Here is a 13,067-nt window from a genome sequence, read left to right on the forward strand (position 1 = left end):
CCACCACCCCCGAGGGCGTCAGCCTGGGCATGCCCCAACTGCCCGCGCCCGACTACCCGGACGACGTTCGGGCCCGGCTGGAGCGGGACGCGGCCCAGGTCGTCGCCCGCTATCCGGACTCCCGGTCCGCCCTCCTGCCGCTGCTGCACCTCGTGCAGTCGGAGGAGGGCCATGTCACCCGCACCGGCATGCGGTTCTGCGCCGACGTGCTAGGCCTGACCACGGCCGAGGTCACCGCCGTCGCCACCTTCTACTCCATGTACCGCCGGGGGCCCTCCGGCGACTACCAGGTGGGCGTCTGCACCAACACCCTGTGCGCGGTGATGGGCGGCGACGCGATCTTCGAGGCGCTCCAGGACCACCTCGGTGTCGGCAACGGCGGGACCACCGACGACGGCAAGGTCACCCTGGAGCACATCGAGTGCAACGCGGCCTGCGACTTCGCGCCGGTCGTGATGGTCAACTGGGAGTTCTTCGACAACCAGACCGTCGACAGCGCCAAGCGACTCGTCGACGACCTGCGCGAGGGGGCCGAGGTCCGGCCCACGCGCGGGGCGCCGCTGTGCACCTTCAAGGACACCGCGCGGATCCTCGCCGGCTTCCCCGACGAGCGGCCCGGGGCCGTCGAGGCGAGCGGCGGCGCCGGACCCGCTTCGCTGGTCGGCCTCCGCCTGGCCAGGGGAGAGGCCGGACCCGTGCGCGTCGTCCACCCACGCGACGGTGGCCCGCACGACGAGCCGCAGGACCGCGTGCACGAGCCGTCGCCCACCGAGCACCTCAGCTCGCACGACGCGCCGCAGGACACGTCGGCCTCGGACCCGCACCACCCGTCGGGGCCCGCCGCCGAGGAGGGGGAGTGATGACGTTGGCACCCGAGATCAAGGGCAGCAGCCCGGAGAAGCTGCTCGCACCCGTGCTGTCGTCCTTCTGGGACGAGGACAACGCGTGGACGCTCGACGTCTACCGCAGGCACGACGGGTACGAGGGCCTGCGCAAGGCGCTGGCCATGTCACCGGACGACGTCATCGCGTACGTCAAGGAGTCGGGTCTGCGCGGCCGCGGCGGCGCGGGGTTCCCGACCGGAATGAAATGGCAGTTCATTCCGCAGGGCGACGGAAAACCGCACTATCTCGTTGTCAACGCCGACGAGTCGGAGCCCGGAACGTGCAAGGACATCCCGCTCCTCTTCGCGAACCCGCACAGCCTCATCGAGGGCATGATCATCGCGTGCCACGCCATCCGTTCCTCGCACGCCTTCATCTATCTGCGGGGTGAAGTCGTCCCCGTCCTGCGGCGGTTGCACGAGGCCGTCCGTGAGGCCTACGAGGCGGGCTTCCTCGGCGAGAACATCCTGGGCAGCGGACTCGACCTCGACATCACCGTGCACGCCGGCGCCGGGGCGTACATCTGCGGTGAGGAGACCGCACTGCTCGACTCGCTCGAAGGCCGCCGCGGTCAACCGCGACTGCGTCCCCCCTTCCCTGCCGTGGAAGGCCTCTACGCCTGTCCCACTGTCGTGAACAACGTCGAGTCGATCGCGTCGGTTCCCGCCATCATGCACCGGGGCAAGGAATGGTTCCGGTCGATGGGCAGCGAGAAGTCCCCCGGCTTCACGCTCTACTCCCTCAGCGGCCATGTCGCCTCCCCCGGCCAGTACGAGGCCCCCCTCGGCATCACCCTGCGCCAGCTGCTGGAGATGAGCGGCGGCATGCGCCCCGGCCACCGCCTCAAGTTCTGGACGCCGGGCGGCTCCTCTACGCCGATGTTCACCGACGAGCACCTCGACGTCCCCCTCGACTACGAGGGCGTGGGCGCCGCCGGTTCCATGCTCGGCACCAAGGCGCTCCAGTGCTTCGACGAGACCACCTGCGTCGTACGGGCCGTCACCCGCTGGACCGAGTTCTACGCCCACGAGTCCTGCGGCAAGTGCACCCCCTGCCGCGAAGGCACCTACTGGCTGGTGCAGCTGCTGCGCGACATCGAGGCCGGCAAGGGCGTCATGAGCGACCTCGACAAGCTGAACGACATCGCCGACAACATCAACGGCAAGTCCTTCTGCGCCCTCGGCGACGGCGCCGCCTCGCCGATCTTCTCCTCCCTCAAGTACTTCCGCGCGGAGTACGAGGACCACATCACGGGCCGGGGCTGCCCCTTCGACCCGGCCAGGTCGACCGCCTGGGCCGACAAGGACAAGCACGCGGAGGTGAACGCATGACCGTGACCACGAGCGCTCCCTCCGGGGGCGGCGAGGCGGCGGTCCCGCCGGAAGATCTCGTCTCGCTGACCATCGACGGCATCGACATCAGCGTGCCCAAGGGCACCCTGGTCATCCGGGCCGCCGAACAACTCGGCGTCGAGATCCCCCGCTTCTGCGACCACCCCCTCCTCGACCCGGTCGGCGCCTGCCGCCAGTGCATCGTCGAGGTCGAGGGCCAGCGCAAGCCCATGGCGTCCTGCACCATCACCTGCACCGACGGGATGGTCGTCAAGACCCACCTCACCTCCCCGGTCGCGGAGAAGGCCCAGAAGGGTGTGATGGAGCTCCTGCTCATCAACCACCCGCTGGACTGCCCCGTCTGCGACAAGGGCGGCGAGTGCCCGCTGCAGAACCAGGCCATGTCGCACGGCCACTCCGAGTCCCGCTTCGAGGGCCGCAAGCGCACCTACGAGAAGCCGGTCCCGATCTCCACCCAGGTCCTGCTCGACCGCGAGCGGTGCGTGCTGTGCGCCCGCTGCACCCGGTTCTCCAACCAGATCGCCGGCGACCCGATGATCGAGCTGATCGAGCGGGGCGCGCTGCAGCAGGTCGGCACCGGCGAGGGCGACCCCTTCGAGTCGTACTTCTCCGGCAACACCATCCAGATCTGCCCCGTCGGCGCGCTGACCTCGGCGGCGTACCGATTCCGCTCCCGCCCCTTCGACCTGGTCTCCTCGCCGTCGATCTGCGAGCACTGCTCCGGCGGCTGCGCCACCCGCACCGACCACCGGCGCGGCAAGGTCATGCGCCGCCTCGCGGCCGAGGACCCCGAGGTCAACGAGGAGTGGATCTGCGACAAGGGCCGCTTCGGGTTCCGCTACGCGCAGCGCCCCGACCGGCTGACCACCCCGCTCGTCCGCAACGCCGACGGCGTGCTGGAGCCCGCGTCCTGGCCGGAGGCCCTGGAGGCCGCCGCCCGGGGGCTGACGGCGGCGCGCGGCCGGGCCGCCGTCCTGACCGGCGGCCGGCTCACCGTCGAGGACGCCTACGCGTACAGCAAGTTCGCGCGCGTGGCCCTCGACACCAACGACATCGACTTCCGCGCGCGCGTGCACAGCGGCGAGGAGGCCGACTTCCTGGCCGCCCGGGTCGCAGGCCGCGGCCGTGACCTCGACGGTACGGGCGTCACGTACGCCTCCCTGGAGAAGGCGCCGGCCGTCCTGTTGGTCGGGTTCGAGGCGGAGGAGGAGGCGCCCGGCGTCTTCCTGCGGCTGCGCAAGGCCTGGCGGAAGCACAAGCAGCGGGTGTTCTCGCTGGCGACGCACACCACCCGGGGCCTCACGAAGGCCGGCGGCACCCTGCTGCCCGCCGCGCCCGGCACCGAGACGGAGTGGCTGGACGCCCTCGCGAGCGGCTTCGGCCTCGACGACGACGGCACGAAGGCCGCCGAGGCGCTGCGCACCGAGGGCTCCGTGATCGTCGTCGGGGAGCGCCTCGCGGGTGTCGCCGGCGGGCTCACCGCCGCCGTCCGGGCCGCGTCGCTGACCGGCGCGAAGCTGGTGTGGATCCCGCGCCGGGCCGGGGAACGCGCCGCCGTCGAGGCGGGCGCGCTGCCGTCGGCGCTGCCGGGCGGCCGCCCGGCCACCGACCCGCGCGCACGCGCGGAGGTCGCCGCCGCCTGGGGCGTCGCCGAACTCCCCGCGCGCTACGGCCGGGACACCGGGCAGATCGTCGAGGCCGCCGCCACCGGAGAGCTCGGGGCCCTGGTGGTGGCGGGTGTGGAAGTCGGCGATCTGCCCGACCCGGCACGCGCGCGTGAGGCGCTGTCCGCGGTGGGCTTCCTGGTGTCGCTGGAACTGCGGCCCAGCGAGGTCACCGACCGCGCGGACGTCGTCCTCCCGGTCGCCGCCGTCGCCGAGAAGGCGGGCACCTTCGTCAACTGGGAAGGCCGCGTGCGGATGTTCGAGGCCGCGCTGAAGCCCGACCAGATGACCCGCCGCGTGGCTCCCACCGACGGGCGCGTCCTGCAGATGCTGGCCGACGCCATGGACGTCCACCTGGGGCTGCCGGACCTGCGCACCACGCGCGCGGAACTGGACCGCCTCGGCGCGTGGGACGGCGCGCGGGCCAACGAGCCGGTGGAGGTCGGGGCCGCGCTGCCGCGCCCGGCCGCCGGGGAGGCCGTCCTCGCCGGACACCGGCTGCTGCTCGACCAGGGCCGCCTCCAGGACGGCGACGACGCGCTCGCCGGCACCCGGCACGCCGCCCACGCGCGCGTGTCGGCCGCCACCGCCGCAGAGGTGGGCGTCAAGAACGGCGACGTCCTCGCGGTCAGCGGCCCCGCCGGGGTCGTCGAACTGCCGCTGCGGATCACCGAGATGCCCGACCGTGTGGTCTGGCTGCCGCTGAACTCCACCGGCTCGGGTGTCGCCTCCGACACCGGGGCGCTGCCCGGCGCACTCGTCCGTATCGGCCCCGCGACGCTCGCCGCCGAGGCCCCCGAGGAGGTGGAGGCGTGAGCCCCTTGTACCTCGCCGCGGAAGACCTCTCGATGTTCGGCCGCGACCCCTGGTGGCTGGTCGTCGTCAAGGCGGTGTTCTGCTTCGCCTTCCTGATGATCACCGTGCTGTTCTCCATCGTGTGGGAACGCAAGGTCGTCGCCTGGATGCAGCTGCGCATCGGCCCGAACCGGCACGGCCCCTGGGGCATGCTCCAGTCGCTCGCCGACGGCGTCAAACTGATGCTCAAGGAAGACGTCATCGTCAAACGCGCGGACACGGTCGTCTACGTCCTCGCGCCGATCGTCGCGGCCATCCCGGCCTTCATGGCGATCGCGGTGATCCCCTTCGGCCCGGCCGGCAACGAGATCTCGATCTTCGGCCAGCGCACCACGATGCAGCTCACCGACCTGCCGATCGCGATGCTCTACATCCTCGCGGTCGCCTCGGTCGGCATCTACGGCATCGTCCTCGCGGGCTGGAGCTCCGGCTCCACCTACCCCCTGCTCGGCGGCCTCCGCTCCGCGGCGCAGATGATCTCCTACGAGATCGCCATGGGCGCCGCGTTCGCCTCCGTCTTCCTCTACTCCGGGTCGATGTCGACGTCGGCGATCGTCGAGGCGCAGCAGGACCGCTGGTACATCGTGCTGCTGCCGGTCTCGTTCGTCATCTACATCGTGACCATGGTCGGCGAGACCAACCGCGCCCCCTTCGACATGCCGGAGTCCGAGGGCGACCTGGTCGGCGGCTTCAACACCGAGTACTCGTCGATCAAGTTCGCGCTGTTCATGCTCGCCGAGTACGTCAACATGGTGACCGTCTCGGCCGTGTCGGTGACGCTGTTCCTCGGCGGCTGGCGGGCCCCCTACCCCATCAGCACCTTCTGGGAGGGAGCCAACCACGGCTGGTGGCCGATGCTCTGGTTCGTGGTGAAGGTGCAGCTGCTGCTGTTCTTCTTCATCTGGCTGCGCGGCACCCTCCCACGCGTCCGCTACGACCAGCTGATGAAGCTCGGCTGGAAGGTCCTCCTCCCGGTCTCCGTGGTCTGGCTGATGCTCGTCGCGACCGTGCGGACCCTCAGGAACGAGAACTACGACTTCGCCGAGATCGCGCTGTACGTCCTCGGCGCCGTCATCGTCCTCTTCCTGCTCTCCGTCGTCGCCGACATGTTCCGCGACCGCCGAGAGGCACAGGAAACGCCCGCCGAACCGGCCGGCTTCGACCCGATGGCCGGCGGATTCCCCGTACCGCCCCTGCCCGGACAGACCCTCCCGCCGGTGCCCCGCAGGCGCCCGCGCCGGGAGCGGGAGCTGATTGTCAGTGGTGGGTCCGATACTGACAGTGACGGATCTTCGAATGGGAGGGAGGCGTCCGATGGCTGAGGAGCCGAAAGAGAACAAGCAGGGGTTCCAGAACCCCGTCGCCGGCTTCGGCGTGACCTTCAAGGCCATGTTCAAGAAGCGGCTGACCGAGCAGTATCCGGAGCAGCAGAAGACCACGGCCCCGCGGTTCCACGGCAGGCACCAGCTCAACCGCCATCCGGACGGCCTGGAGAAGTGCGTCGGCTGTGAACTGTGCGCCTGGGCCTGCCCCGCCGACGCCATCTACGTGGAGGGCGCCGACAACACGGACGAGGAGCGCTACTCCCCGGGCGAGCGGTACGGCGCCGTCTACCAGATCAACTACGCCCGCTGCATCCTGTGCGGCCTGTGCATCGAGGCCTGCCCGACGCGCGCGCTCACGATGACCAACGAGTTCGAGCTGGCCGACTCCAGCCGCGCCAACCTCATCTACACCAAGGAGCAGCTGCTCGCCGGTCTGGAAGAGGGCATGGTCGACTCGCCGCACGCGATCTACCCCGGCACCGACGAGCAGGACTACTACCGGGGCCTGGTCACCGAGGCCGCGCCCGGTACCAAGCGGCAGGTGGCCACCTCCAAGGGCGAGAAGCCAGAAGAAGAGGGGGCGGAGGCATGAGCGCGTACGACATCGCCGCCTACACCACCTCCACCGGTGAGGCCTTCCAGTTCTGGGTCCTCGGCACCGTCGCCGTGATCGGCGCCCTGTGCACCGTCTTCATGAAGAAGGCCGTGCACAGCGCGCTCTGTCTCGCCGGCACCATGATCGTCCTGGCGGTGTTCTACCTCGCCAACGGCGCCTACTTCCTGGGCATCGTGCAGATCGTCGTCTACACCGGCGCGATCATGATGCTGTTCCTGTTCGTGGTGATGCTCGTCGGCGTCACCGCGGCGGACTCCCTGAAGGAGACCATCAAGGGCCAGCGCTGGCTGGCCCTCCTGTGCGGCCTCGGCTTCGGCATCCTGCTGATCGCGGGCATCGGCAACGCCTCGCTGACGGAGTTCAACGGCCTGGGCACGGCCAACGCCGGCGGCAACGTGGAGGGCCTCGCGGCCCTCATCTTCACCGACTACGTCTTCGCCTTCGAGCTGACCGGCGCCCTCCTCATCACGGCCGCCGTCGGCGCCATGGTCCTCACCCACCGTGAGCGCACCGAGCGCGCCAAGACCCAGCGCGAGCTGGCCGAACAGCGTGTGCGCGAGGGCAAGCACCTCCCGCCGCTGCCGGCCCCCGGCGTCTACGCCCGGCACAACGCGGTCGACATCCCGGGTCTGTTGCCCGACGGCACCACGTCCGATCTGACCGTCAGCAAGACCCTGCGGGACCGGGGCCAGGTCCGCGACGTGTCGACCCAGGCACTGAGCGACCTCAAGGCCCTGGAGCAGCGCGCCGAGGACCGCCTGGAGCGCAGCAACAGCGGGAACGGCCCCAAGCGCGGGGAGGCATCGAAGTGAATCCCGTCAACTACCTGTATCTCGCCGCCCTGCTGTTCACGATCGGCGCCACCGGCGTTCTGATCAGGCGGAACGCGATCGTGGTGTTCATGTGCGTGGAGCTGATGCTCAACGCCTGCAACCTCGCCCTGGTCGCCTTCTCCCGGATGCACGGCAATCTCGACGGCCAGATCATCGCCTTCTTCACGATGGTCGTCGCCGCCGCGGAGGTCGTGGTCGGACTCGCGATCATCGTGTCGCTGTTCCGGTCCCGCCACTCGGCCTCGGTCGACGACGCCAGCCTGATGAAGCTGTAAGGGGTCGGAAGAATCGTGGAGAACCTGATTGCGCTGCTGGTCGCGGCGCCCCTGCTCGGAGCGGCGGTCCTGCTGTGCGGCGGCCGCCGCCTGGACGCCGTCGGCCACTGGATCGGCACGGCCCTCGCCGCCTCCTCCTTCGTCATCGGTGCCGTGCTCTTCGCCGACATGCTCGGCAAGGAAGCCGAACACCGGGCGATGACCCAGTACCTGTACAGCTGGATCCCCGTCGAGGGCTTCCAGGCGGACGTCGCCTTCCAGCTCGACCAGTTGTCGATGACGTTCGTCCTGCTGATCACCGGAGTCGGCTCGCTCATCCACGTGTACTCCATCGGGTACATGGAGCACGACGAGCGCCGCCGCCGCTTCTTCGGCTATCTGAACCTGTTCCTCGCGGCGATGCTGCTGCTGGTCCTCGCCGACAACTACCTCCTGCTGTACGTCGGCTGGGAGGGCGTCGGCCTCGCCTCGTACCTGCTGATCGGCTTCTGGCAGCACAAGCCCAGCGCCGCCACCGCCGCGAAGAAGGCCTTCCTGGTCAACCGCGTCGGCGACGTCGGGCTGTCCATCGCCATCATGCTGATGTTCACCACCTTCGGGACCTTCGCCTTCGGGCCGGTCCTCGGCGCCGTCGGCGAGACGAGCGAGGGCACGCTCACCGCGATCGCCCTGATGCTGCTGCTCGCGGCCTGCGGCAAGTCCGCCCAGGTGCCGCTGCAGTCCTGGCTCGGGGACGCGATGGAGGGCCCGACCCCGGTCTCCGCCCTCATCCACGCCGCGACCATGGTCACCGCCGGCGTCTACCTGATCGTCCGCTCCGCCGCCATCTTCAACGGCGCCCCGGACGCCCAGCTCGTCACCACCGTCGTCGGCGCGGTCACGCTCCTCTTCGGTGCGATCGTCGGTTGCGCGAAGGACGACATCAAGAAGGCCCTCGCCGGATCGACGATGTCGCAGATCGGGTACATGGTGCTGGCCGCCGGCCTCGGCCCCATCGGCTACGTCTTCGCGATCATGCACCTGGTGACGCACGGCTTCTTCAAGGCCGGGCTGTTCCTCGGCGCCGGCTCGGTCATGCACGGCATGAACGACGAGGTCGACATGCGCAAGTACGGCGGCCTGCGGAAGTACATGCCGGTCACCTTCATCACCTTCGGCCTCGGCTACCTCGCCATCATCGGCTTCCCCGGCCTGTCCGGCTTCTTCTCCAAGGACAAGATCATCGAGGCGGCCTTCGCCAAGGGCGGCACCGAGGGCTGGATCCTCGGCGGCGTGGCCCTGCTGGGCGCGGCCATCACCGCGTTCTACATGACGCGCGTGATGCTGATGACGTTCTTCGGCGAGAAGCGCTGGCAGCCCGACGAACACGGCCACGAACCGCACCCGCACGAGTCCCCCAAGGTCATGACGATCCCCATGATCGTCCTGGCCGTCGGATCGGTCTTCGGCGGCGCGTTCTTCAGCATCGGCGACCGCTTCATCCACTGGCTGGAGCCCGTCACCGACCACGCGCACGGCCATCCGCCGATCAGCGCCGCCGCGGTCACCACGGCCACCGTCGCCGTGATGGTCATCGGTGTCGGACTCGCCTGGCTCCAGTACGGGCGCAGGCCCGTTCCCGTCGTCGCCCCGCGCGGATCGCTGCTCACCCGGGCCGCCCGGCGCGACCTCTACCAGGACGACTTCAACCACGTCGTCCTCGTCCGCGGCGGAGAGCACCTCACGCGCTCCCTCGTCTACGTCGACCACACCCTGGTCGACGGCGTCGTCAACGGCACGGCGGCCTCGATGGGCGGCCTCTCCGGGCGGCTGCGCCGGATCCAGAACGGCTATGCCCGGTCGTACGCGGTCTCGATGTTCGGCGGCGCTGCGATCCTCATCGCCGCGACCCTGCTGATGAGGGCGGTCTGATACCGATGTCCTTTCCTCTGCTGACAGCGACGGCGGCGCTCCCGGCCCTCGGGGCGATCGCCACGGCCGCCGTCCCGGCCCAGCGGCGCAACGCCGCGAAACTGCTGGCGCTGATCGTCTCGCTGGGCACGCTCGTGCTCGCCGCGATCATCGCGTTCCGCTTCGACCCGGGCGGCGACCGCTACCAGCTCACCGAGTCCCGCGCCTGGATCGCGGACTTCGGGGTGCGCTACGAACTGGGCGTCGACGGCATCGCGGTGGCGCTGATCGGGCTCACAGCCCTGCTGATCCCGTTCATCATCCTCGCGGGCTGGCACGACGCCGACCCGCTGGAGACCGGCAACAAGAGGTGGCGGCCGACGCAGGGCTTCTTCGCCCTGATCCTGGCCGTCGAGGCGATGGTGATCATCTCCTTCGAGGCCACCGACGTCTTCCTCTTCTACATCTTCTTCGAAGCCATGCTCATCCCGATGTACTTCCTCATCGGCGGCTTCGGCGACCGTGCCCACGAGCACGGCGAGGAGACGGCGGCCACCCAGCGTTCGTACGCGGCCGTCAAGTTCCTCCTCTACAACCTGGTCGGCGGCCTGATCATGCTGGCCGCGGTCATCGGCCTCTACGTGGTCGCGGGGAACTTCTCGCTCCCGGAGATCGCCGAGGCCCGTGCCAACGGCACGCTGGAGATGGCCACCAACACCGAGCGGTGGCTCTTCCTCGGCTTCTTCTTCGCCTTCGCGGTGAAGGCCCCGCTGTGGCCGCTGCACACCTGGCTGCCCAACGCCATGCAGGAGTCCACGGCCCCGGTCGCCGTCCTCATCACGGCGGTCGTCGACAAGGTCGGCACCTTCGCGATGCTCCGCTTCTGCCTCGGACTCTTCCCCGAGGCCAGCAAGTGGGCCACGCCCGCGATCCTCGTCCTGGCGCTGATCAGCATCATCTACGGGGCCCTGCTCGCCGTCGGCCAGCGCGACATCAAGCGGCTGGTGGCGTACGCGTCGATCTCGCACTTCGGCTTCATCATCCTGGGCATCTTCGCGATGACCAGCCAGGGCCAGTCGGGCGCCACGCTCTACATGGTCAACCACGGCATCTCGACGGCCGCCCTGATGCTGGTCGCCGGATTCCTGATCTCCCGGCGCGGGTCCCGGCTCATCGCCGACTACGGCGGAGTGCAGAAGGTCGCGCCGGTCCTCGCCGGCACCTTCCTGATCGGCGGTCTCGCGACGCTGTCGCTGCCCGGACTCGCCCCGTTCGTCAGCGAGTTCCTGGTCCTCGTCGGCACGTTCGCGCGCTACCCGGTGGTCGGGATCATCGCCACCGTCGGCATCGTCCTCGCCGCGCTCTACACCCTCGTCCTCTACCAGCGGACGATGACGGGCCCGGTGAAGGCCGAGGTCGAGGGGATGCCCGACCTCAGGGTGCGCGAGCTCGTGGTGGTCGCCCCGCTCGTCGTGCTGCTGATCTTCCTCGGTGTCTACCCGAAGCCGCTCACCGACATCGTCAACCCGGCGGTCGAGCACACCATGTCCGACGTCCAGAAGAAGGACCCCCAGCCCGAGGTGGAGGCGGCCAAGTGAGCGCATCAGCCGTCCACAGCCTGTGGACAACCGCGGCCGACCCGATCTCCAAGATCGAAGCGCCGAAGATCGAATACGGGCAATTGTCGCCCACCCTGATCGTCATCGGCGCGGCGATCATCGGAGTGCTGGTCGAGGCCTTCGTCCCGCGGAAGTTCCGCTACTACGTCCAGGTCTTCGTCTCCGTCGTCGCCCTCGCGGCCTCCTTCGCCGCGGTCGTCGCCCTCGCGGCGGGCGGCTACGGCACCACCAAGGCCGGCATCGCCGCCATGGGCGCCATCGCGGTCGACGGACCGGCTCTGTTCCTCCAGGGCACGATCCTCCTCGCCGGCATCCTCGGCGTCTTCACCTTCGCCGAACGCCGCCTCGACCCCGAGACCCACGGCAACAAGGTCGACTCCTTCGCCGCACAGGCCGCCTCCGTGCCCGGCAGCGACAGCGAGAAGGCCGCCGTCAAGGCCGGATTCACCACCACCGAGGTCTTCCCGCTGCTGCTCTTCGCGATCGGCGGCATGCTGATCTTCCCGGCGGCCAACGACCTGCTGACCCTCTTCATCGCCCTGGAGGTCTTCTCCCTCCCGCTGTACCTGCTCTGCGCCGTGGCCCGCCGCAAGCGGCTCATGTCGCAGGAGGCCGCCGTCAAGTACTTCCTCCTCGGCGCCTTCGCCTCCGCCTTCACCCTCTTCGGCATCGCCCTGCTGTACGGCTACGCGGGCTCGGTGAAGTACGCGACGATCGCCCAGGTCGTCGACGGCACCATCGGCGACATCAACCCCGCCCTCGCCGACACCATGGGCAACGACGCGCTGCTGCTCATCGGCGCCGCCATGCTCGTCATGGGCCTGCTGTTCAAGGTCGGCGCGGTGCCGTTCCACATGTGGACCCCCGACGTCTACCAGGGCGCGCCCACCCCGGTCACCGGCTTCATGGCCGCCGCGACCAAGGTGGCCGCCTTCGGCGCGCTGCTCCGGCTGCTGTACGTCGTCCTGCCCGGTCTGCGCTGGGACTGGCGGCCGGTCATGTGGGCCGTCGCCATCGTCACCATGCTGGCCGGCGCGATCGTCGCCATCACCCAGACCGACATCAAACGACTGCTCGCCTACTCCTCGATCGCCCACGCCGGCTTCATCCTCGCCGGTGTCATCGCGGCCTCGCCCGACGGCGTCTCCTCGGTGCTGTTCTATCTGGGTGCCTACTCCTTCGTGACGATCGGCGCGTTCGCCGTGGTCACCCTGGTGCGGGACGCGGGCGGCGAGGCCACCCACCTGTCCAAGTGGGCGGGGCTCGGCCGCAGGTCACCGCTGGTGGCGGCCGTCTTCGCGGTCTTCCTGCTGGCCTTCGCGGGCATCCCGCTGACCTCCGGGTTCGCGGGCAAGTTCGCCGTGTTCAAGGCGGCGGCCGAAGGCGGCGCGGGAGCGATCGTCGTGGTCGGTGTGATCTCCTCGGCCATCGCCGCGTTCTTCTACATCCGCGTCATCGTGCTGATGTTCTTCAGCGAGCCGCGCCCCGAGGGGCCGACGGTCGCCGTGCCGTCCCCGCTGACCATGACCGCGATCGCGGTCGGGGTCGCCGTCACCGTGGTGCTCGGCGTCGCCCCGCAGTACTTCCTGGACCTGGCGGGGCAGGCGGGCGTCTTCGTGCGGTAGCGCTCCGCTCGGCCGGCGATCTGCTGCCGCTCGGTCTGCTGCCCGGTCGCTACTCGGTCACCGCTCGGTGTTCGAACATGGCGGGACTCGGCTTCGAAAAGGAGCCGGGTCCCGCCCTTGTTCTCCGGC

Annotated in this window: 10 protein-coding genes; all 10 read left to right on the top strand. The window is 69.8% G+C overall.

What is annotated here, in order from left to right:
- Positions 1–29: 29 nt before the first annotated feature.
- The 10 genes from nuoE to nuoN are packed head-to-tail and all read left to right on the top strand — an operon-like array spanning position 30 to position 12,938.
- On the top strand, positions 30–860 hold the full coding sequence (gene nuoE, locus HW837_RS20495) for an NADH-quinone oxidoreductase subunit NuoE (RefSeq protein ID WP_193380588.1): 831 nt from the start codon (positions 30–32) through the stop codon (positions 858–860).
- On the top strand, positions 860–2,215 hold the full coding sequence (gene nuoF, locus HW837_RS20500) for an NADH-quinone oxidoreductase subunit NuoF (RefSeq protein ID WP_045559358.1): 1,356 nt from the start codon (positions 860–862) through the stop codon (positions 2,213–2,215). Before nuoE ends, nuoF begins: the two co-directional genes overlap by 1 nt.
- Entirely contained in the window at positions 2,212–4,716 is a 2,505-nt protein-coding gene (locus HW837_RS20505; protein WP_045559359.1) for an NADH-quinone oxidoreductase subunit G, read from the top strand. The genes nuoF and HW837_RS20505 overlap by 4 nt, the downstream gene beginning before the upstream one ends.
- The gene (gene nuoH, locus HW837_RS20510) at positions 4,713–6,077 is read left to right on the top strand and encodes an NADH-quinone oxidoreductase subunit NuoH (RefSeq protein ID WP_045559360.1); all 1,365 of its coding nucleotides are present in this window, start codon (positions 4,713–4,715) and stop codon (positions 6,075–6,077) included. The genes HW837_RS20505 and nuoH overlap by 4 nt, the downstream gene beginning before the upstream one ends.
- The gene (gene nuoI / locus HW837_RS20515) at positions 6,070–6,672 is read left to right on the top strand and encodes an NADH-quinone oxidoreductase subunit NuoI (RefSeq protein ID WP_045559361.1); all 603 of its coding nucleotides are present in this window, start codon (positions 6,070–6,072) and stop codon (positions 6,670–6,672) included. The genes nuoH and nuoI overlap by 8 nt, the downstream gene beginning before the upstream one ends.
- A complete protein-coding gene (locus HW837_RS20520) occupies positions 6,669–7,508 on the top strand; it encodes an NADH-quinone oxidoreductase subunit J (RefSeq protein WP_045559362.1) in 840 nt (279 codons plus the stop codon). Before nuoI ends, HW837_RS20520 begins: the two co-directional genes overlap by 4 nt.
- Complete coding sequence (gene nuoK, locus HW837_RS20525) at positions 7,505–7,804, top strand: NADH-quinone oxidoreductase subunit NuoK (RefSeq protein ID WP_009310327.1); 300 nt, start codon at positions 7,505–7,507, stop codon at positions 7,802–7,804. The genes HW837_RS20520 and nuoK overlap by 4 nt, the downstream gene beginning before the upstream one ends.
- 15 nt (positions 7,805–7,819) lie before the next feature.
- A complete protein-coding gene (gene nuoL, locus HW837_RS20530) occupies positions 7,820–9,715 on the top strand; it encodes an NADH-quinone oxidoreductase subunit L (protein ID WP_045559363.1) in 1,896 nt (631 codons plus the stop codon).
- 5 nt (positions 9,716–9,720) lie between these two features.
- Positions 9,721–11,292 (top strand): NADH-quinone oxidoreductase subunit M, encoded by a 1,572-nt coding sequence (locus HW837_RS20535; RefSeq protein WP_045559364.1) that lies wholly within the window; start codon positions 9,721–9,723, stop codon positions 11,290–11,292.
- Positions 11,289–12,938, top strand: a complete 1,650-nt coding sequence (gene nuoN, locus HW837_RS20540; RefSeq protein WP_045559365.1) for an NADH-quinone oxidoreductase subunit NuoN — start codon at positions 11,289–11,291, stop codon at positions 12,936–12,938. The genes HW837_RS20535 and nuoN overlap by 4 nt, the downstream gene beginning before the upstream one ends.
- Positions 12,939–13,067 lie beyond the last annotated feature (129 nt).

The organism is Streptomyces caniscabiei (assembly GCF_014930365.1).
GTDB classification, from domain to species: Bacteria; Actinomycetota; Actinomycetes; order Streptomycetales; family Streptomycetaceae; genus Streptomyces; species Streptomyces caniscabiei.

Bases quoted from the DNA above. Each gene is read 5' to 3' on its own strand.
- nuoI (WP_045559361.1), top strand. From the start codon at position 6,070: ATGGCTGAGGAGCCGAAAGAGAACAAGCAGGGGTTCCAGAACCCCGTC.
- nuoE (WP_193380588.1), top strand. From the start codon at position 30: ATGCCCCAACTGCCCGCGCCCGACTACCCGGACGACGTTCGGGCCCGG.
- HW837_RS20535 (WP_045559364.1), top strand. From the start codon at position 9,721: ATGTCCTTTCCTCTGCTGACAGCGACGGCGGCGCTCCCGGCCCTCGGG.
- HW837_RS20505 (WP_045559359.1), top strand. From the start codon at position 2,212: ATGACCGTGACCACGAGCGCTCCCTCCGGGGGCGGCGAGGCGGCGGTC.
- HW837_RS20520 (WP_045559362.1), top strand. From the start codon at position 6,669: ATGAGCGCGTACGACATCGCCGCCTACACCACCTCCACCGGTGAGGCC.
- nuoF (WP_045559358.1), top strand. From the start codon at position 860: ATGACGTTGGCACCCGAGATCAAGGGCAGCAGCCCGGAGAAGCTGCTC.